This is a genomic window from Natrinema halophilum (genome assembly GCF_013402815.2).
Classification (GTDB): Archaea; Halobacteriota; Halobacteria; order Halobacteriales; family Natrialbaceae; genus Natrinema; species Natrinema halophilum.
Genome location: NZ_CP058601.1, coordinates 1 through 20,515, shown reverse-complemented (window position 1 = coordinate 20,515; position 20,515 = coordinate 1). Strand labels below are relative to the sequence as shown.

General features: G+C 60.0%; 17 protein-coding genes and 1 other RNA gene. 8 read left to right on the top strand and 10 right to left on the bottom strand.

Annotation, left to right across the window (positions count from 1 at the left end):
• The first annotated feature begins 40 nt into the window (after positions 1 to 40).
• From HYG82_RS18300 to HYG82_RS17630, 3 genes are read left to right on the top strand one after another with little or no spacing between them, the layout of a single operon-like run.
• Complete coding sequence (locus tag HYG82_RS18300; protein ID WP_179259096.1) at positions 41 to 205, top strand: DUF7331 family protein; 165 nt, start codon at positions 41 to 43, stop codon at positions 203 to 205.
• Positions 206 to 256: 51 nt separating this feature from the next.
• Positions 257 to 802 (top strand): DUF7322 domain-containing protein, encoded by a 546-nt coding sequence (locus HYG82_RS18295; RefSeq protein WP_179259095.1) that lies wholly within the window; start codon positions 257 to 259, stop codon positions 800 to 802.
• Positions 799 to 1,260, top strand: coding sequence for a DUF7346 family protein (locus tag HYG82_RS17630; RefSeq protein ID WP_179259094.1), 462 nt, complete (start codon positions 799 to 801; stop codon positions 1,258 to 1,260). Before HYG82_RS18295 ends, HYG82_RS17630 begins: the two co-directional genes overlap by 4 nt.
• A gap of 15 nt (positions 1,261 to 1,275) precedes the next feature.
• Here the strand turns inward: HYG82_RS17630 and rad50 are convergent, their stop codons facing one another.
• From rad50 to HYG82_RS14850, 4 genes are all read right to left on the bottom strand, one after another.
• Entirely contained in the window at positions 1,276 to 3,960 is a 2,685-nt protein-coding gene (gene rad50, locus HYG82_RS16985; protein WP_179259093.1) for a DNA double-strand break repair ATPase Rad50, read from the bottom strand.
• On the bottom strand, positions 3,957 to 5,300 hold the full coding sequence (gene mre11, locus HYG82_RS15690; RefSeq protein ID WP_179259092.1) for a DNA double-strand break repair protein Mre11: 1,344 nt from the start codon (positions 5,298 to 5,300) through the stop codon (positions 3,957 to 3,959). The genes rad50 and mre11 overlap by 4 nt, the downstream gene beginning before the upstream one ends.
• A gap of 614 nt (positions 5,301 to 5,914) precedes the next feature.
• A complete protein-coding gene (locus HYG82_RS15125) occupies positions 5,915 to 7,201 on the bottom strand; it encodes an RNA-guided endonuclease InsQ/TnpB family protein (protein ID WP_179259091.1) in 1,287 nt (428 codons plus the stop codon).
• Between the two features lie 362 nt (positions 7,202 to 7,563).
• Complete coding sequence (locus tag HYG82_RS14850; protein WP_179259090.1) at positions 7,564 to 7,833, bottom strand: MarR family transcriptional regulator; 270 nt, start codon at positions 7,831 to 7,833, stop codon at positions 7,564 to 7,566.
• A gap of 126 nt (positions 7,834 to 7,959) precedes the next feature.
• Here HYG82_RS14850 and pan1 point away from each other — a divergent pair, with 126 nt between their 5' ends.
• Together pan1 and HYG82_RS11005 are read left to right on the top strand one after the other, a co-directional pair.
• Entirely contained in the window at positions 7,960 to 9,177 is a 1,218-nt protein-coding gene (pan1, locus tag HYG82_RS13870) for a proteasome-activating nucleotidase Pan1 (protein WP_179259089.1), read from the top strand.
• Between the two features lie 310 nt (positions 9,178 to 9,487).
• On the top strand, positions 9,488 to 9,874 hold the full coding sequence (locus tag HYG82_RS11005) for a hypothetical protein (protein WP_179259088.1): 387 nt from the start codon (positions 9,488 to 9,490) through the stop codon (positions 9,872 to 9,874).
• A gap of 146 nt (positions 9,875 to 10,020) precedes the next feature.
• On the opposite strand, the gene HYG82_RS10930 is transcribed toward HYG82_RS11005, so the two are convergent.
• The 3 genes from HYG82_RS10930 to HYG82_RS09010 form a co-directional block, all read right to left on the bottom strand.
• Entirely contained in the window at positions 10,021 to 11,799 is a 1,779-nt protein-coding gene (locus HYG82_RS10930) for an ABC transporter substrate-binding protein (protein ID WP_235217775.1), read from the bottom strand.
• Positions 11,800 to 12,126: 327 nt separating this feature from the next.
• A complete protein-coding gene (locus HYG82_RS10870; protein ID WP_179259087.1) occupies positions 12,127 to 12,978 on the bottom strand; it encodes a phosphatase PAP2 family protein in 852 nt (283 codons plus the stop codon).
• A gap of 5 nt (positions 12,979 to 12,983) precedes the next feature.
• Positions 12,984 to 14,804, bottom strand: coding sequence for an ABC transporter substrate-binding protein (locus tag HYG82_RS09010; RefSeq protein WP_179259086.1), 1,821 nt, complete (start codon positions 14,802 to 14,804; stop codon positions 12,984 to 12,986).
• 212 nt (positions 14,805 to 15,016) lie between these two features.
• Here HYG82_RS09010 and HYG82_RS08960 point away from each other — a divergent pair, with 212 nt between their 5' ends.
• The 3 genes from HYG82_RS08960 to HYG82_RS07580 all read left to right on the top strand — a co-directional run bounded on the left by HYG82_RS08960 (position 15,017) and on the right by HYG82_RS07580 (position 16,591).
• Positions 15,017 to 15,295 (top strand): ribonuclease P protein component 4, encoded by a 279-nt coding sequence (locus HYG82_RS08960; protein WP_179259085.1) that lies wholly within the window; start codon positions 15,017 to 15,019, stop codon positions 15,293 to 15,295.
• Between the two features lie 130 nt (positions 15,296 to 15,425).
• A complete protein-coding gene (locus tag HYG82_RS08900) occupies positions 15,426 to 15,674 on the top strand; it encodes a YhbY family RNA-binding protein (RefSeq protein ID WP_179259084.1) in 249 nt (82 codons plus the stop codon).
• Positions 15,671 to 16,591: a mechanosensitive ion channel family protein gene (locus HYG82_RS07580; RefSeq protein WP_179259083.1), complete on the top strand. Its 921-nt coding sequence runs from the start codon at positions 15,671 to 15,673 to the stop codon at positions 16,589 to 16,591. Before HYG82_RS08900 ends, HYG82_RS07580 begins: the two co-directional genes overlap by 4 nt.
• A gap of 85 nt (positions 16,592 to 16,676) precedes the next feature.
• Here the strand turns inward: HYG82_RS07580 and HYG82_RS02725 are convergent, their stop codons facing one another.
• From HYG82_RS02725 to HYG82_RS01280, 3 genes are all read right to left on the bottom strand, one after another.
• The gene (locus HYG82_RS02725; RefSeq protein ID WP_179259082.1) at positions 16,677 to 17,489 is read right to left on the bottom strand and encodes a LolA family protein; all 813 of its coding nucleotides are present in this window, start codon (positions 17,487 to 17,489) and stop codon (positions 16,677 to 16,679) included.
• A gap of 220 nt (positions 17,490 to 17,709) precedes the next feature.
• An RNA gene (gene ffs / locus HYG82_RS01485) (signal recognition particle sRNA) lies at positions 17,710 to 18,021 on the bottom strand.
• Between the two features lie 173 nt (positions 18,022 to 18,194).
• Positions 18,195 to 20,411, bottom strand: a complete 2,217-nt coding sequence (locus tag HYG82_RS01280; RefSeq protein ID WP_179259081.1) for a CDC48 family AAA ATPase — start codon at positions 20,409 to 20,411, stop codon at positions 18,195 to 18,197.
• Positions 20,412 to 20,515: the final 104 nt, after the last annotated feature.

The following is a 20,515-nucleotide window of genomic DNA, read 5'->3' as shown; positions in this document are numbered from 1 at the left end:
ACACATAACACAGGTACAGGTGATCGATGTGTCCACCCATATGAACGATGACGCGACGGATCAGCGCGAACCAGGTAGCGAGCCCGAGGGTACCGCAACGATCGAGTCCTACGAAACTGAGGACGGCGTTGTCTTCTACGACGCCCAGAACCCACTCGCGTGGATGGAAACGTCTCGAACGCTTCCACTCGAGGATCTCGCCTGAAAAGCGGTCTAAACGCGAACACTTTTCCTGTCGTTTGCCCTTCGCCCATACGTGGTGTTCGACCCGCTCGACGACGATCCTGAAGACCGGGAGCCAGACACAGAGGATTCGGTCAGGGACCCGGGAGATCGATTCAAAGATCCGGAGGGGAAATTCACGGATCCGAACCACGATTCGGTAACGATTCCGCAGGTGGGGGTCGACGATCCAGCGTCGGACTCCTCCTCGAACTCGATCAGAATCCCCGAAGTTACCGCCGCCGAAACCGACGCACCGGAAGACATCCTCGAGACGTTCTGGGTCCTCGTGCTCGTCCTCAACGGTGCTATTCTGGCGCTCTCACTGGGGGCCATGTTTTTATTCTTCGAGGATGACCTGACCAAGGGCGGTTGGCTACTTACTATCGGCGTCGTCCTCACCGGATTCTCCGTTCACCGGTATCAGCAATACCAGCAAACCGTATCCGAGTCAACGGCAAAACCGAACGCGACCCACGGAAACGAGACAACCGGACGGAACGAATCGGACGAAACGTTGAATACCGACCCAGCCAAGGACCCCAACACGACTTCACCCGACGATTCAGGACAATCATGAAATCCCTTCAGGATGATACCGGGAAGCGCTATTTCCTTCTCAAGCAATCGGCGGACGCGAGTCTCGTCCGCGATCCCGCGACCGGCAACGAATGCTACATACAGAACGACCGACTCGAGGAAATCGACGAGGAATCGGCCCTCGAAACGGCGGCCCGAAGTATCGACGATCCGATCCTGAGGCTCCTGACAAACGTCCACGATGAGGAAACGCTCGGACTTTTGATCGAGCTGGGAGAGCGAGGGCCACTCGACGTTCGTACCCTGCTCGATGCGTACGAATTGTGCGAAAGCGACCTGCACGGACGGCTCACGGTCCTCTCGGCTGCCGGTCTCATCGCGGAAGCAGAAATAGCCGGCGAACGCGGCTATCGTGTTACAGAGACGTGCGAAACCGCGCTCGACGCCATTCGACCGCGTCTCGAACCCGCAACTGCGACGGACGCGAGGGATTCCTGACCGATCACAGTCGAGCTACTCGGACGCCAACAACGCCACGTTCGGCGGGTGGCCGCGCTCGAGGGACGACCGATTCGAGGTCGCATCTTTTTCGACGCGGACGAGCGAGTCGGCTGCGCCGACTAGTTCCTCGTCGTGGCTGACCACGACGATCTGTTCGACGCCCAGATCGCGCATCGATTCGACGAGCGAGACGAGCTGCGTTACGTGGCCGGAATCGAGGAATACCGTGGGCTCGTCGAGGATCAGTGGCGGCATGGGGGCGGTTCCCTCCACCCCCTCGGCCAACAATCGGTAGATCGCACACCGGAGGCTCAGATTGAACAGTGCCCGTTCACCACCCGACAGCTGCTCCGGTTCGAGTGCTTCACCGTCCTTCTGATAGACGGTCAAACCGTAGTCTCCGTCCAGGTCGATCGCCGCATACGAATCGTTCTGGTAGACCAGGTCGAACGTCTCGTTGAGCAGTCGCTCGAGGGTTTCGACGTTGCGCTGGCGGAGTTCCGTTCGCAACTCACCGTAGGTCGTTTGCAGCGTTTCGGCCTCGTCGTACAGTGATTCGAGTTGCTCACATCGATCTTCGACCGTTTCGAGCCGTTCGCGGAGGCGTTCGAGTTCCTCGAGTTCCTTCTCGACTGCACCGATGGCGTTCTGGAGTCCCGTTCGCTTTTCTTCGAGGTCGTCGAGCTTTTCGTCGACCTGGTCGATGTAGTTCTCGGCGTTTTGCTTGTTCGTCCGTGCAGTTTCGATCCGCCCCTCGTCGAATTCGGACTCGAGGGTTCGCTTGCGGTCGCGCTTTGCCGAGAGCTGTTCCCGACGCTCGTCGTTCATCGTTTCCCAGTCCTGGCGTCGTTCGCGCAGGGTTTCTATCTCGCCTTCGAGGGACGCTCGTTCGTCGGCGATCTCAGAAACGCGACGCAGAGACTCGAGCGCTTCCTTGATTTCGCCCCGTTCGGTGTTGATTTCGCCGAGAGTCGTCCGTGCGTCGGCGACCTCGTCTTCGCGTTCGTCCGCTGTGGACCGCTTTTCCTCGGCTTCTGATTCGTACGCTGCCGCGTCGTCCCGCAACTGGTCTCGTTGATTGCGCCGATCCGCGAGCGTCTCGCGTTTCTCCGCCAGCAACTGCTCGGTGTTTTGTCGGTTCTCCTCGAGCCGGTCGACTCGGCGTTCGGCCTCCCGCAACGCTTCGGCCCGATCGATCCGATCGGCGACGTCATCTCGCTCGGCTGCGAGTTCCTCGCGACGGTCCGCGAGGTCCGCGAGTTCCGTTCGTCGTTCGTCCAGAACGTCAACGTGGGGCGAATCCTCGACCGGTTGGCCGCACTCGGGGCACTTGCCTTCCTCGAGCAGTCGTTCGCCCTCCGCTATCGCGTTCTCTGCAGCTCGGATATCCGCGGTAACGTCGTTGATTTCCGAGACCAGTTCCGTCCGTTCTTCCTCGAGTCGCTCGAGGTGGGAGTCGGCCTCACCGAAGTCGATCGGCGCGTCTTCGAACGTGGCCCGGGCGGCTTCGATCTGAGTCTGGAGGTCGTCGAGACTCGCCTCACGGTCCGCGATCGTTTCTTCGTCGGCCTCGATTCGATCGTCGAGATCGGCAGCCTCCTCACGGGCCGCATCCGCCTGCGACTCGAGGTCGTCGGCTTCGTCGCGGAGCCGTTCGATCTCGTTGTTCCCCTCCGTGATCGTGACACGAACGGTTTCGAGGTCGTCCCGGAGTTCTTCGTCTCGGGCCTCGAGGTCCTCGATGCGGTGCGCGACCGCTTCCCCGTCAGGATCGGACGTCTCGAGGTCAGTCGCCTCGAGGAGGTCGGCGCGTTCAGTCGCGAGTTCCTCCCGGCGGTTCCGAATCTCTCGGATCTCCTCGGATGCCTCCTCGCGCTTGCGCTCGGTTTCGTTGATCTTCGACCGAAGGTCATCGATCGCTTCCTCGATCGATTCGATCTCCTCGCGTGTTTCTTCGTGGCGTTCCAGGACGTCTTCGGCGGTATCGAGCGTTTGGCGGGCCTGCTCGCGCTGTGTCTCATAGTGCTCGATCTCTTCGTCAACGTCGGTTCGTCGGGATTCAAGGCCGTTCAGACGCTCGTGGAGGTCTTTCTCCTCTTTCGTCTCGACTTGTTTGCGGATGTCCTCGAGGACGTCGCGCTGGCCGTCGAGGACGGTCTTGACGCCGAGTCGGGCCTCGCTGCCACGCTCGCGATACTCCTCGAGCGCACCGAGCTGGAGGAGGTCGTCGATCATGTCCTGTCGGTCGCTCGGAGAGGCGTGGATGAGTTTGTTGACCTCGCCTTGACGGACGTAGGCGCAGTTTACGAACGCCTCGGCATCCATCCGCAGGAGCTCGGTCACTTCGCGACGAACGTCGCGGGCACCCTCGATCGTCCCCGTCGGCATCTGGAGGGCGCACTTCGTCGTCGTCGCGCGATCGCCGCGCAGTTTGAGTCTGCGTTCGACGTGGTACTCCCGTCCGTCGTGGGTGAACCAGAGTTCGACCTCGGTTTCCTCCTCGCCGGTCGTGATAACGTCGTCGAGGGTGCGATCATCGAGCGCCTTCGAGCCGTAGAGTGCGAAGAAAACCCCCTCGAGTAGTGTCGACTTCCCGCTGCCGTTGACGCCGTGGACGACGGTGACGCCTCGCTCGAGCGACAGATCGGCGTCGCCGTAGCACTTGAAATTCAGGAGGCGAATGCGGTCGACTCTCACGCGAAATCACCCAGCGACGCGGTATCAGTGTCGGACGCACCGTCGGCGTCTTCCCCGTCCCTCGTTGCGTCCGTGGCGGTAGATTCGGCGTCGGTATCGCCACCGTCAGCTTCGGTCGGCTTCGACATTGAGGGCTCCGCTTCGGACCTGGAATCGGTTTCGTCGCCGAGGCGATCGGCGACCGTCGAGACGTCTCCGTCGTCCGGGTCGCGCTCCGGGGCAGGCTCGAAGGCCGCCCGATCTTCCTCGAGCAACTCTCGAACGCGTCGTTCGACGGATTCACGCACGTTCGCGTCGGCGAGATCGCCGTTTCGGACGGTTTCGTCGATTTCGAGGGCTGCGTCGCTAAGCCCGAGTTCCCGAACGCGCTTACGGACTGCGTCGTCCGGGTTGGCGAAACTCACCGATACCGCTTCGTCCTCGTCAGGGAGTTCCCGACGGTCGTTAACGCGAGCGACGAGCGCCCCGCGATCGATCGCGAGTTCCTCGACGGCGGCTGGCGTTATCGGTCGTCCCTCACCCTCGACGGTGACGATGACGACCGCGTCCGCGAGGTCGTGCTGGCGGACGCGTTCTTGCACGCGGTCGATTCCCTCGCCCTCCGCAAGTTCGACGTCGACGAAAACGAACTCGCGGGTCGTCGCGAGTCCGCGCCGGCTGATCGCGACCGAGTCCCCGTATTCGACGAGATTGTACCCGCGTTCCTCTCGTTCGCTCGCGCTTGCGCGCTCGGTCGACCCGCAGTACGTGACCCACGTGTCGAGCACTTCGGCGGTGTCCGGCGCGTGATTGTCACCCAGTAGGACGGCGTCGAAGTCGACCGTCGACTCCTCGAGGACCGTTTCGGTATCCCAATTTGCGTGCGCGAATGGTTCGAAGAGGCCGTGGCTCACCAGCGTCGTACTGTCGGCCTCGGCGGGTTTCGGTGCGAAATCGTACTCGAGGTCGTCCCGCCGCGAGCGGGGAACGAAGTCGAGTCCGTAGAACGCAGCGCCGCCGACGACGACCGGGTCGGCACCCAGTCGAGTCGCCAATCCGAGATCCGCAAAGAGGTCGAGCCACTGGGCATCGCGTTTCGACTCGTGGTTTCCGACGACGGCGAGAAACGGAATGTTGGCTTCGTCGAGCGTTCGGAGGATGTCGACGGTCCCCTGCAGGTCGACCAGGCTCGGCCGGCGGTCGTGAAAGAGGTCGCCGGCGTGAACGACGGCGTCGACGCCGTCGGCAACCGCGTCCTCGATGACGGTGCGAAACGCCTCGAGGAAATCTCGTCGTCGCTCGGGCGAATTGTACTGCTGGTACCCGATGTGGGTATCGCCCGTATGGATTACCCGCGTCATTGTCCGATCGTTGGCAAGCCGTCCCTAAAGGGATTCCGTGACCGAGGTGAAAGTATACGTGGACTATCTGCCGAACGAACGGCATCCTCGGAAAGAGCCGCGACTCATCGCGAACGAGACTCGTGATGTCGACCCGGAACGACTGCCAGTACGATGGTACCGACAGCGACGACGAGCCACCCTCCGATCCCGACGGCGACGGTGAGCGTGTCGTCGACGAATCCGCTCCGATCCAGTAGCCCGTCGTTGCCCTCGGAGCGTGCAGAACGGTCCCCTTCGTTCGAACTCGCTCGAGTCCGACCCGCATCCTCGCTTACAGTTCCGGTGGCTGTGGCCCCGAGAAGGGCCGTTTTCTCTCCACCGGGGTCGGAGACCGCATTCGAGGTGCCCTCAACTCGAGCTTCAGTGGCCCCGTTACTCGCCGGTCCCGCGGGTAGACCGGTCCAGCAGTGAATGCAGTATGCCGCCGTTTATCAACGGGTTCGCCACACTCCGGACAGTGGGGACCGCCGGTGAAATCACTCATCGCTCGTTTACGCTCGCCCGATACCCGCGGACGTCGTGTTCATCGTTCGATCGTCTTCGGTGACGAGACGCTAGTAAACTACCCCACCCTACTCGCTCACGGCGACGCCGTTCGCTTCGTTGAGGGTGAGGCTTTCGCGTGGACTCCCGTTCTGGCCGCCGTCGGCGGCAGGCTCGTACTCGCCATTCACGTTCAACGTCCCGCGATTCAAGCGCACGTTTACGGGCGCGCCTCCGCCCGACGACTTTTGCGCCGAGCGGAGATGCTTCAGACCGATGTTCTTCGCTGCGTTGTAGTCCGCGTGGGGTGAGTAGTTGCACTTCAGGCACTCGAATACGTCCTGTCCGTCCGAGGTTGGACGGTTGTCCTCGTGGGTGAACCCGCACTTAGAACATCGCTGGCTGGTGTACGCGGGACTCACCTGTTCGACCGAGATACCGACTCCCTCAGCCTTATACCCGACGTACTCGAATAGCCGTCGGAACGCCCATGCGTGGAACTTCTTGGCGCGAGGCATCCGCTGACGAATCCCCGTCAGGTTCTCGAACGCAATTACGTCACAGCCGTTTTCGATGGCTTCCGCGACGAGTTCTTTCGAGACGGTGTGTAAGAAGTGGTTGTAGCGCCCCGTCTCAGTGCGTCCGACCGACTGGATGGTTTCGTGGGCGGCCCGCGTTCCATGCTGTTGAAGCGACCCACGTCGCTTCTCGAACTCACGATGCCAATGGTTCAACTCCGACCCGTTCCAGAACGCGCCCGTGGACGTGACGGCGATGTTTTCGATGCCGAGGTCAACGCCGAGGACTGTGCTGTGCCCGGCGTTGCCGTCGTCGGCAATCTCAGACTCCACATCCGCCTTTGTTCGGATGTGTAGGTAGAACTCCCCGTCGCGGTAGTGCAGTTCCGCACCAGTCACTTCGTAGTCGTCATTGTACAGGTATTCCGAGTGAGGCGTCTCTCGACTCCCGTCGGGAAGGACGTATTCGGCGGTGATACGTCCCTCAACAGTTGAGAGCGTGGCGTGATCGTCGGTGAACGTCGCACACCGCTTGTCGTAGACGAGCGTCGGGGCTGTGAAATGCGGTTTCCCCGCGCAGTCACCTTGCTTCCAGCGAGCGACGGCGCTCTGTACGGCGTCGGCGGCCTTGTTGCGAGCGTTCTGGACGAGATTCGCTTGCAGTTGCGTCTCTGCCCGCACGTCGTCGTAGGTTTCGCGTTGGAGTTCGGCTTTACTCGTGGTCTTGTATTCGCCTTGCCACGCGTGGTCTACGACGTAGTTAGCGGCCCACAGGAACTCAGAAATGGTTTCGTGGAGGAAGTCAGCGTCGCTGTCGGCCACGTCGAGTTTGACGGGGACGGTCCGACGGACCTCCATCCGTGTGTCAGATGAATGCTCTTGTCTTTAAGTGAGTAACGATTCGGTGGGGGAGTCGGCCAGCCATCAAGCGTGGCTGGTGTAGTACCGTGTCGGTTTCCTCTCCGGCCTACTCGCTTGTTCGCTCGCTCTCTTCTCACGGGCCTGCGGCCCGTTCGAATGGTCAGAGGGACCTCCGGTCCCTCTCGACTTGAGGCCGGAGGCTCCACCTTGCATTACGCTGAATCGTACCGTTTTTGCCCGCTCGTCCTATCCGGATAGCGCTCGACCCGAGCGCCACAGTTCGCGCTCAAAGGGACATGAACGGCGACGACTGCACAAGATACCGCGTTCGAGCGAAAAGATTCGCCGACGTCAGCCTATCAGGATTCGATGGCGAGGCTGTAGAGACGCTTTCGGGCGTCGGAGAACGAAAACCGAGAATCGATCACGTTCTCTTCGTCGAGGCGGTTCAACGCGTATCGAACCGTCCGAGAGGGCAGTAGCGTTTCGTCAGCGAGCTGTTGTTGCGTCATCGTGTCGTTGTACTCGAGAACTTTCGCGACGAGTTTCGCACTTGGCGGCAAATCGCGCACGTCATCCCACGTTCCCCGCTGGCTGGTCTCCTGTCGAAGCGACTCTGAGGCGCTCATCGTATCCACCCTTACCGAATACAAGGAGATAATATTTTCTATTCCATCTAATGCTCTACAGTAATACATCGTGGGTGAGTGTTCCTACCCGAAGCCTCTTATGAACCAGCCCCCAAGGATCGTGTGATGAGCGACACTGTGGACGACGTCGACCTCCCATACGACGAGGACGAGGCGTCCCAACAGGAGAAAATCCAATCGCTCGAGGAACGACTGGAAATCCTCGAGGCGCAAAACGAGGAGATGCGGGATAAACTCCTCGACGCGAACGCCGAGAACAATAAGTACCAGCAGAAACTCGAGCGACTTACACACGAGAACAAGAAACTCAAACAATCCCCGCTGTTCGTCGCCACAGTCCAGGAGATCGCGGACGAAGGCGTCATCATCAAACAGCACGGCAACAATCAGGAGGCGCTGACCGAAGTCACCGACGAAATGCGCGACGACCTCGAACCCGATGCGCGGGTTGCAGTCAACAACTCGTTGTCGATCGTCAAATCGCTCTCGAACGAAACGGACGTGCGCGCCCGTGTGATGGAAGTCACCGAAAGCCCCGACGTCAGCTACGAAGACATCGGCGGACTCGAAGAACAGATGCAAGAGGTCCGCGAAACCGTCGAAATGCCGCTTGAGAAACCCGATATGTTCGACGACGTCGGGATCGATCCCCCAAGCGGCGTCCTGCTGTACGGCCCGCCAGGGACGGGGAAAACGATGCTTGCGAAGGCAGTCGCTAACCAGACGGACGCCACCTTCATCAAGATGGCTGGCTCGGAGCTCGTCCACAAGTTCATCGGTGAAGGAGCCAAACTCGTTCGGGATCTCTTTAAGGTCGCCCGCGAACACGAACCAGCGGTCATCTTCATCGACGAGATCGATGCCATCGCCGCCAAGCGAACGGAGTCGAAAACCTCCGGCGACGCAGAAGTCCAGCGAACGATGATGCAACTGCTCTCGGAAATGGACGGCTTCGAGGAACGTGGCGAGATCCGCATCATCGCGGCGACCAATCGCTTCGACATGCTCGATCGCGCGATCCTCCGGCCGGGCCGATTCGACCGGCTCATCGAAGTTCCGAAGCCGAATCAGGAAGGTCGCAAGATCATCTTCGAGATCCACACTCGAGGAATGAACGTCTCGGACGATGTCGACTTCGGAGAACTGGCTGGCGAAGCCGACGATGCCTCTGGCGCCGACATCAAGGCAGTCTGTACCGAAGCAGGTATGTTCGCGATCCGCGATGACCGAACCGAGATTCAGATGGACGACTTTCGAAGCGCCTGGGAAAAAGTTCAGGCCGAATCCGACGAAACCGAAGACGTCTCGAAAACGTTCGCCTGAGAGACACTTACAGCGGTCGTTGGCAGCTCGTTCAATTATTATCGATCGGCACACGGAATGTTCGTTCGTTCGCGTCGCAGTTAACGCGATTCACGCCCGTCCTGTTCGGACCTCGGTTCCGACAGAACGTCGGAATACTCGCCTCACGGGAAGGGCGGGACTCTCTCGCTGTTACAGGTAGCATCAGGCTATCACTGGTTCCAGCTGGGAAATTGGAAAGCGACGGCTGTTGATCCTATCCGAAAGCCAACTCACACCGCCCCTTCGAGACATGGTAACCCTTTTCCCCAGCGCTACAGAACTCGATGGTATGACGGACGAAAACGAAACACCTGACGAAGAGACCCCAGGCGAGGACAATGAGGAGAAATCCTTCCGAGAACGAGTCGAGGAAATTCGCGAGAAGCGAGCAGAAGAGGGTGAAGGAGAGGGTGATGCCCCCGAATCCCCGTTCGGCGGCGGCGGTGGCGGACCCGGCGGCCCCGGTGGTATGGGCGGCAATCCGTTTGCCCAGATGATGGGCGGAATGATGGGCGGCGGCCCAGGTGCAGGTCCAGGCGGTCCCGGTGGGCCGGAAGCCGGCGGACAAGACGAGAGCAACGAGGAACTCGTCCGCGAAGTCCGGCAACTGCGCGACGAACTGCGCGACCAGACCCGCGCAATCAAGCGAATCGCCGACGCACTCGAAGACCAGTAATTTTCTTCCCGATCCGTTTTCGCCGCTTCCATCGTTCGACCAGCGATGCCGACGACACCACGTCAGTCGACTCCGAGCCGAACTATGCAACACGCGAACGGCCTTCAGTATGCGGTATCACGTCGCGAATAGCGTCTCGATGGCAATCACTGTCTCACACGGAGCCGTTCCTGTTCGTCGTAGCGGAATCCGGCTGCCTCGAATGCGGCCCGCGCCGCGCTTACGTTGACTTCGCCATCTGTCCCAAGAAACGGTGTTTCGGGATCGTCCCCCTGCCACTCGAGGCTTTTGGGGACCCACTGCTCGGTGACCGGCGTCGCGACGGGTCGTGCATTTCCGTAGAACACCTTCTCAACCAGCCACTCCTTGTCGATCAAGCGTGCAAGGACTCGTCGAAATCGTGGATTGCTAAACGGGGCCTTGCGCGCGTTGAATCCCAGGAAGTAAAACGTCCACGACGGAGACTCGAGTAACTGGCTGTCGCTGGAATCGTGGATAGTATCGATGACGTTGGACTCGAGTGACGTACTCGTTACGTCGGCGACGTCGTTTTCGACGGCGCGGATAGCAGTCTTGCTGCTCGGGGTGATCTGGACGGTAAGCTCGTCGACAGTCGGTTCCGGGAGATCGACGCCGGCCCGACGGGTGAAGTGTGAATCGTATCGTTCGAACGTGAGCTGATCACCTTCTGTACGACTCGCAAACTGATAGGGACCACTTCCAATCGGCGGAACGTTGTTCGTAACGACCGCTTTCGTGGTTCCCTGGGCGAGGCTTACGCCGACCGGCCCGTTCGGGTCTGCAGCCCGCTCTTGCCAGACGTGAGCGGGAAGAATGGGGACGAGAAAGGCCCGTTCGCCGACTTCCGGACTGGTGTCGACCGTTATCTCCAGGCGAGTGGGACCTCTCACTTCGACCGTTTCGATGGCTTCAACCTGTCCTCGATACCGAGGGGCCGGCGTCTCCACTTCGTGATTCCCGAGGGACATGTCCTTCAGGAACTGGTAGGTGAACTCGACGTCGGTTGCGGATATCGTCTCCCCGTCGTGGAACTCACACCAGTCGCGGAGGTGGACGTCTGCCGTCCGTCCATCCCACTCCCACGACTCAGCGAGCCACGGCTGAACGTCTCCGTCAGGGTCGTCGGTCGCCAGCGAGTCGTATAGTAATTCAGTGAACGTTCCACGGCCCCGGTGGCTGATAGCGAGGGGGTTTAAGTTGTCCGTCGGTCTGGCATCCGTATTAATCGCACGTAGCGTCTCGACGCTTTCGGCCGGTTCGAGGCCGAGATATCCGCGTCGCGTCGCGAGGTGGCCCTCATCCCAACCGTCGAACCGGTCGCTTCTCACCATCCGGTGCTCCTCTGGGATACAGATCGGAACGAACGGCTGGACGGTCGCTATCGTTTCGAGTGCGTCCGTGACCGCTTCGCGACGATCCGCCCCTTCGGCGGTGCGTTGTTTCTCGAGAAAGGCATCAACGGTTAAATTGGTGAACCCGAAGGGGTTTTGCCAGCCGGATTCGTCGGCGTACAGCGAGTGCAACGCCTGATAGAGGAAATCCGGGTCGGTCCCGCCCGGGTGACGACCGATGCAGACGTCGAAGTCGTGGTCGTAAAGAACGGTCTGGAGGAAATCGATACCAGATCGAACGTCGAAGGAAACGTCTATCCCGACCGTCTTGAAGATACGTTCGAGTTCGTTTGCAATTCGAATGCTCTCCCTGTCGCTGTCTGCGGGGAGCGTGGTAATCGTCAACGAGAGTTGTTTGATGTTGTTCCGGGTCACGAGATCCCGGAGGCGATTAACACACCCGCTGGTCGAGACTGTCACTCCGGTCGTCGCCGCCAGCATGGCACGACGGCTGACGCTACTGCCGCCAGTGTTGCGGTTGCTCCGATTGGGGGCAGCCCGTCGTCCGTTCATCTTGTACGTCTGCCACAGTAATCTGCCGCGATATAACAGTATTATGTTATCGGGAGTCCGCGGGGTAACGGCACAATCGATCCTCGCAAACGGTGCGGTCGTCCGGTATCCACCCGGGTACTTGAACCGCGAGCTCAGTTTCGCTTTGACGTATTCGAGCCGGTGTGTCAGCTCCGTCGAGGCGAGTTGTGGCGTTCGAACGGACACAGGGAACCAGTTCGATGCCGAGACTGCGACGCCGTTCAGAACCGCGGATGGCGAGGCATATGACGGCAGTCAACCATCCGTTCCGAAGGTAGTGACCGGGCAAAACCGCAAGCGACCTGGTTACTCGTGTTCTTGCTTCCACGGAATTCGATCACCGTACTGGTCGAACAGTTCTGCGACGGACCAGCGGTCGACGAGCCGGTCGGAAAGATCCACACAAAGGGCAGCAAGCACCAAGCCAGCGGTGACGTCGATCCCCCAGTGAATCCCGAGGTACATCGTCGATATTGCGACGCTTGCTGCCAGGATTACTGCGACGGGAAACCACTTCGGGAATTTCGAGCGAGTTATCCACGCGAACGTGGCGACGGTTGCAGAGAGCGACGTGTGCAACGACGGAAAAACGTTGGTGTTCGTGTTGACTTCCCGCGTGAGATACTGATATTGTGGGTTTGTATCGTATAACATTCGTTCCATCAGTTCGGCAGGCATCAGATTCCGAGGACCGTACGCGATTACGAGGATATACAGCACCAATCCGATCGCGTAGTTAAGGGCGTATGCCGTCAACAGCCGACGAAAGATCCGAGTATCCGAGAGAGTGAAATACGCGATAATGGGGAATATCAGCAGAAACGTATATCCATAGACGTAGATCGACGAAAAATACGCCGTCGTCTCCGCTGTCTGGATCGTCCGGAAGATCAGAATAAATTCTCCTTCGATGTTGTAGAAGGTCGAAGTCAGATGAATTCCGATCTCCCGGGAGAGATCCGGCGCCGTCTGCCTGGCGACCCGGTTGATCAGCAACACGATCAACAGTACGACGATCACCGGTGCAGCGGTCTGCAGTCTGCTTCGCCATTCAGATCGCGTTTGAGCAAGACGTTTGCGGCCGATAAAGACGGCTATCGAAATCGGCAGCAAAATCAAGATAACGGCGACGAGCTGAGTCAGCACCTCGGCGAGCATCGCTTCTAATATCCTCCAAGCAGTCTTCCGTTATCATCGTAACGGAACCCTGCCCGCTCGAACGCCTTTTTCGCTGCTTCGACGTTGAGCGTTCCGTTCGAACCGACGAACGGCGTTACCGGATCTTCACCGTTCCATTCGAGATCCGCGGGGACCCAGTCACCGGAAACCGGTGTCGCAGTTGGTGTCGCGTTTTCGTAGAACACGTCCTCGACGATCGCTTTTTTATCCAGCAACTGTGTGATCGCTCGGCGGAAATAGGAATTGCTGAACGGCGCATTACGAACGTTGAACCCGACATGATAGAACATCCGTGACTTGGACTTCAGTTGCTCGACATTCGGCGAGTCGCTCATTGCGGCCAGCGAATGGGCGCCGAGCATCGTAGCCGTTACATCCGCCCCACCGTCTTGAATGCGTCCAATCGACGAGACGCTGCCCGGATCGACACTGAACCGCAGTTCGGCGACGGTCGGCGCTGGCAATTTGACGTCGTCCCGGTGGGTGAAGTGATTGTCGAACCGCCGGAGAGTAAGCGATTCGTCCTCGGTGCGACTATCGAACTGGAAGGGGCCGCTGCCAACAGGCGGAACGTTGTTCGTGGTGACGGCGCTCCACCGGCCCTGCGACGCAGTGAACTCGCCGTCGAGAGCGTGTTCGTTGACCCGCTTGCGCCACACGTGCTCGGGCAAGATCGGTACTGTCAGGGCACGTTTGCATGGCTCTCGACCGCCAGTTACCGTCATGGTAAGCTCGTAGTCGCCGTTCGTCGTGACGCCGTCGACAACGTCGACCTGACCCTGATACTGCGGCGCTGGTGATTTGAGAGGCGCTCGCCCCAATGACGTATCATCAAGGAATCGATAGGTGAACGCGACGTCGTCGGCAGTCACAAGCTCACCATCGTGGAACTGACAACCCTTTCGGAGCGTGACGGACATCGTCTGCAGCGTCTCTTCGCCATCCGTCGCTTGCTGGTCGTTCGCCGATTCCTCGCCAGTCGCCGGCTCACTGGGTATTTCCCACGATTCCGCTAGCCACGGCTTGACGTCGTCGTCGTGGACAGTCCCCAGCGAATCATACAGTAGGCCGATGATCGTTCCCCGCTTTCGAAACGTCGCTGTGAGTGGGTTGAGATTCTTCGTGATGCGGCTGCTGGTTACGAGCGCGTGGAGTTGATCGACGTCCTCGGCCGGCTCGAGACCCAGATAACCGTGTCGTGTCGCGAGATTCCCCTCGTTCCAACCCGTAAATCGATCCGACCTGGCGACGCGATACTCGTCAGGGAAGCAGATCGGTTCGAGCACTTTCTCCTGTGTGAGTCCTCTCAAGATGTTTTTGATTTCTCGTGTGCGTTTTTCGCCGGTGGCTCGACGCTGTTTCTCGAGATGAGTGTCGAAGAACGCCTGATCGGTGAACCCAAACGGATTTTGCCACCCTGCTTCGCTGGCGTACGTAGAGTGGAGAGTCTCATAGAGGAAGTCAGGATCGTAGCCAGCCGGGTGGAGACCGACGTAGAGATCGAAGTCGTGGTCGATCAACACTGCTTTCAGCAGTTCCGATCGCGACCGCATATCCAGTGAGACTTCGATCCCGACCTTTTCGAGGTTCTCCTCGAGTCGACGTGCGATCCGTACGTTCTGTCTGTCTGCGTCCGCGGGGACAGTGGCGATTGAGAGGGAGAGTCTGTTACTTCCGCGGTGGTTTACGACGCTTCGAACGCTATCGATGCAGCCGCTCGTCGTGATCGCGGCGCCTGCAGCGCCGCCAGCGAGCACCGAGCGCCTGCTAACGCGGTTCTCGGAGGGAGAGGGGTTCCAATTCATTCGGTTATGTCACACCATTTTGCATTTGATATATAACAATATTGCGTACTATAGCCGAACGCCAGGTGGGGTAAAGAATCTTTTCAATCATCGGTACATTATCTTCAGATTAGTATTCGATAGGAACTCACTAGCATTCGTTTCAACCGCGGGAGGGCACGACTCCATCGATAGAGCGCAACATCAATAGGGTAACCGAGGGAAAACGGAGTATGGAGATCGCCGCCGAGCGGATAGAGCGGCTTCAGGACCTGGCTAGAGCGGCGGCGTCGAACGGCGAGGACGACCGAGCTCGATACTACGTCCGCCTCGCGCGTCGAATCGCGGAGCGAAATCGGCTTTCGCTTCCCCGGGAGTTCCGACGGTTTACGTGCGACCGCTGTGACGCCTATCTCAGGCCGGGAACGAACGCCCGCGTCAGAGTGCGAGACGGCCACGTCGTCATTACCTGTGACTGTGGTGCCCACGCGAGATATCCGTACGAGGACTGACGACCGTCATCGCAGGAATGCCACGAGGAGTGGTCGCCGACCGCTCGGACGATTGCCCCGAATGTGACGCTAATCGCCGTCGGATTCTCGTTCGAGAAGATTGAAACGGCTCGGTTCACAATCCTATGCCATGGATAAACAGGAGCTCAAGCAAGACGCACATGATCTCGACGTTACCGTCTGGGTCGGTAAAAGCGGCATCGACTCGGTCGTCGACGAACTCGACGATCAACTCTCGAGTCGAGACCTCGTGAAAGTAAAGTTTCTCCGCGCAGCCCGCGCGGGCAGTTCGACCGACGAAAAGGCGGCCGACCTCGCCGACCGCGTCAACGCTGAACTGATTGAAACCCGGGGGCATACAGCGGTGATCTATCGATGAGTATCGGGGTACTACTGACCCCGTTGCAAACGCTTGGCCCCATCGGCAGCCAACTCGAAGAGTTGGACTTCATCAACGAACCCTTCGCCGCCGGTGCGGAAAGTGCGATCAAGTTCGTCATCGCGTTCGCCGTTATCTGGTTCGTCGGCCGGACGGTCGTCGTGCCGCTTACCAAACGGGCGTTCGAGAACCGAGGCCTCGACGAACACGTACAGAATCCGTTGTTGATGGTAACGAAGTTCGGTATCGGTTTCGTCGCCGTCGCGATCGCTTTCGGGTTCGCAGATTACGGGAATTTCCTCGTTTCGATGGCAGGCATCGCGGCGGCCGGGGCACTCGCCGTCGGGCTGGCGATGCAGGACGTGATCTCAAATTTCGTGGCCGGCGTATTCATCTACACCGACAAGCCGTTTCGAATCGGTGATTGGATCGAGTGGGACGACGGCGCCTATTCCGGCGTCGTCGAGGATATCAGCCTTCGCGTCACTCGCGTGCGAACGTTCGATAACGAATTACTCACCGTACCGAATTCAATACTTACTGACGGCGTTCTCAAGAACCCCGTCGACGCAGACGAACTTCGGCTGAAGTTCGTCTTCGGGATCGGCTACGACGACGACATCGATCAGGCGACCGAGATCATCGTCGACGAAGCCGAGCGCCATCCCGACATTATGGACGACCCTGCGCCCTCCGTCCGACTTACTGAACTCGGTTCGTCCGACGTCGGCCTTCAATCGCGGTTCTGGATCGCTAATCCCGCTCGAGCCGACTTCGTCCGCATCCGCGGCGAGTACGTCACTGCGGTCAAACGACGCTTCGACGAGGAAGGAATCGACATCCCCTACCCCGTCCGCACGCTCGAGGGAGGATTGTCGCTCGAGCGGGATCAGAGCATCGTCCAACCGGCCGAATAGGTGCCTCAATCGCCTCGAGGCAGTCCGCTGGAGCTTTATCGCGTGTAAGTGGCTGCCGGCATAGCGAATACGTCACCGGTACGTCCTACGAGATATCCCGGACGGTGGCGTTTTCCGGCGGGTCGAACGCGAACGTCTCGTCGTCGAGGCCGGTATTGAACCTGACCGACTCGAACCGTTCGGTCATGACGATCCGTTCTCCGTTCGGTTGCTCGAACACGACTTTCTCTTTCAAGGGATAGTCGTACTCCGTATCGATCCACAGCGTTTGTTCGACGGTCCGAAGATCCTCTGCCGGATTACTCGTCTCGAGTGCGAAGACGTATTCTGTATCGCCGACGATAGTCGAAATGCCTTTTTCGACGGTTTCGTTCTTCGCTTTGACGTCCAGAACGTGGGTTTCTCGGTCAGCGACTCGTTCGGTGCCTCGGTATTCGATACTGTAATTCTCGAGTTGTTTCTCGGCCATCGACGCCCGACTCGACCGCACCTCCTCGTTAGTGAACGGCTCTTCGGGTGCGAAGTACTCTGCTACCGACGAGTTCGGATAATAAAACCAGTTTTCCGTCGCGTTCGAAACGTAGACGTTCCCTATTCTACCCGGATCCGGCGACTCGAGTACTTTCGTTCGTTCGTCGACGTACGGTCGTTGTTTGACGCGAACCCGTTCGATAACTGATTCGGACCCGTTGGTCACGTTGTTCGTCCGAACACCCTGGACGTCCTCCAGTTCATCCGCGTGAACGTAGGCCCCTTCGAACACCACCTCGGGGTCGGGATCGGAATCAGGACCGCCATCATCGGTACCGCTCGAGGGGACACTGACCATCGAGCAACCGCTCAGAAGAACCATTATCGCAAGCGCTCCAAGAACGACCGTGTATCGTCTGTTCGTCATCGTTACTATCGACCATTATAACCGTTGTAAGTTTTTCTAAATAAGTGAGTTGATTTCGTGAGGTATTGAAAGAATTGAAATGCCGGACATCGAACGCAACGAAGAGCAAGATACCGCAGAGAAGTCCGGATAGGATCATCCCGACGGTGCTCTCGTCGCGAAGGTTGCGGAGAACGGCACCCGAAGCCTCCGCTTAGTCGGGTTACTGGAAACGATATGAATGCGGACGACCGGGGTTGCCCGGCGTTCCGTCCGGGGGAATCCCGGTTGCCTTCTCCACCCCGCGACCCGTCGAGCGACAGGTGTTCGGCGGTCCACTGCTCGCTTCCGCGCCTGATGGGCTGTCGCCGACTAACTACGATGGGTCGTCCCTGCGGACGGCCACCGGAGACCGCTGTCCCCGACGGACGAGGCTTCTCTGTTGGCTCCCGGGGCCCCGGCCGGTCTGACCGGACGCCCGCGGTGTTCGGTCCCCGCTAATGACCATAGCGCGGGTAACGAGCAGGGCCAAACTGCCCGACCTAGTCCAGTTCATAGTTGGCGTGCGGTACTTATGGGCCTTTCGTCTTCTACCCCCGACAGCAGGTATTGGTCCGACCGCCGGTTGAGTCACCCGAACGCTCCGGGCTCGGACGAGAGCGACCAGCGCGTTCGGTTTGTTTCTGACGGGCTACTCACAGCGGCGGATCGATCACTGGTCTATCGTTATGCTTCGCCTTCTAGACCCTCGAGCGCGTCGGCGAACTCGTCTCCTTTGAGCGCAAACTCGTCGTCCGATTCCGGCGAGACGACGTCGAGCGATCGGTCGAAGTGGTCGGCCGTCAGCTCGATCGCGGCAACGTCGGTCTCTTCGCCGGCTGCTTTCGCGCGGACGTGTTCGCGGACGGCGATCGTCGCGGCTTCGCGGCAGACGGCTTCGACGTCCGCCCCGGTGTACCCGTCCGTCTCGGCCGCGAGATCCTCAAGGTCGACGTCGTCGGCGAGCGGGCGATCTTGCGTATGGATCTCGAAGATTTCCCGGCGAGCCGGTTCGTCGGGTTCGTCGACGGAGACGTGACAGTCGAGACGACCCGGCCGGAGGAGCGCGTCATCGATCAACTCTGGTCGGTTCGAGGCCGCGATGACGACGACGTCCTCGAGTTCTTCAAGCCCGTCGAGTTCGGTCAAGAGCTGGGAGACGACTCGCTCGCCGACGTTGGAGTCGCCGGTTCCAGTCCCGCGCTTGCTCGCGATGGCGTCGATCTCGTCGAAGAAGACGACCGTCGGCGCGTTCTCACGGGCCTTACTGATGACTTCGCGGACCCCCTTCTCGGATTCGCCGACGTACTTATCGAAGAGTTCGGGGCCCTTGACCGAGATGAAGTTCGACTGGGACTCGTTTGCCACCGCTTTCGCCAGCAGCGTTTTTCCGGTTCCTGGCGGGCCGTACAGGAGAACGCCCTTGGCGGGGTCGAGGCCGACGCGTTCGTACGCGTCGGCGTGTTCCATCGGCCACTGGACGCTCTCGCGCAGGCGTTCCTTGGCCGCCTCGAGTCCGCCGACGTCGTCCCAGCTGACGTCCGGCACTTCGACGAAGACCTCGCGCATCGCGGAGGGTTCGATGCCGCGCAGGGCGCTCCTGAAGTCGGCCTCCGTGATCTCTATGGCCTCTAGGGTCTCGGCGTCGATCTCCTCCTCGTCGAAGTCGAGTTCGGGGCGGACCCGCCGCATGGCGGTCATAGCGGCCTCCTTGGCGAGGTTTTCGAGATCGGCCCCGACGAATCCGTGGGTATTCTCAGCGTACCGCTCGAGAACGACGTCTGCGTCGAGCGGCATTCCGCGAGTGTGGATCTGCAGGATCTCTTCCCGTCCCGCAGCGTCGGGCACACCGATCTCGATCTCACGGTCGAAGCGTCCGGGTCGGCGCAACGCAGGGTCGATTGCGTCGACGCGGTTGGTCGTTCCGATGACGGTGATCTCGCCACGCCGTTCCAGGCCATCCATCAGCGAGAGCAGCTGGGCGACGACGCGGCGTTCGACGTCACCCTGTACGTCCTCGCGCTTGGGCGCGATGGAATCGAGTTCGTCGATGAAGACGATAGCCGGCTCGTTTTCCGCCGCCTCTTCGAAGACATCGCGGAGTTGCTCTTCGCTCTCGCCGTAGTACTTCGACATGATCTCCGGCCCGGAAATCGTCTCGAAGTGAGCGTCGATCTCGTTGGCCACCGCACGAGCGATCAGCGTCTTTCCAGTACCGGGTGGACCGTGCAGGAGGACACCCCTCGGCGGTTCGATGCCGAGCGCTCTGAACAGTTCGGGATGGCGCATCGGCAGCTCGATCATCTCTCGAACCTGTTCGAGTTCGTCATCGAGACCTCCGACGTCCTCGTAAGTGACGTCCGGCGGCCGTCCGCCGGTTTCGTCCTCGGACGCAAACGGGCCGGTTGCTTCGACCGCGAGTTCGTCGTCGCCCCGTTCGGTCACGATCACCTCGGTCTCGCTGCCGACGACGACGGAACCGCTCGGTTTGGTTTCGACGACGGTGACCGGTAGTCGCCGACCGGAACGCGTTGAGAGGAGACCAAAGCCGAGCGACAGCGAGAACGTGTCGCCGGGGCTGACGGCGCGTTCCGAGAGTTTATCCTTGAGGTACGAGCCGACGTCGCCCTGGATGCGGACGTTCTCGGGCAGCGCGAGGGAGACACGCTCCGCTGGTTCGACGTCGGCCGGCTCGACGCTGACCCGATCGTCGATTCGGACGATGCCCCGACCCGTGTCTTCGCTGCGGCCCGGCCAGACACGTGCGACGACTCGGCCGTCGGGACCCGCGATTGCGACGAAGTTGCCGCTCGATACACCGAGGTCGGTCATCGCCTCGCGATCGATCGCGGCCAGACCGCTGCCTACATCTTTCCGTTTCAGCGGTTTAACGCGGAGTTGCATGAGTGAACGGGTTCGAATTGGCTCGGTCGGTCTACGATCCGTCGACGCGTGCGAACGCCTCGAGCCACCGATTCAGGACAGGTCCAACCGGTCGACGCGTCCGA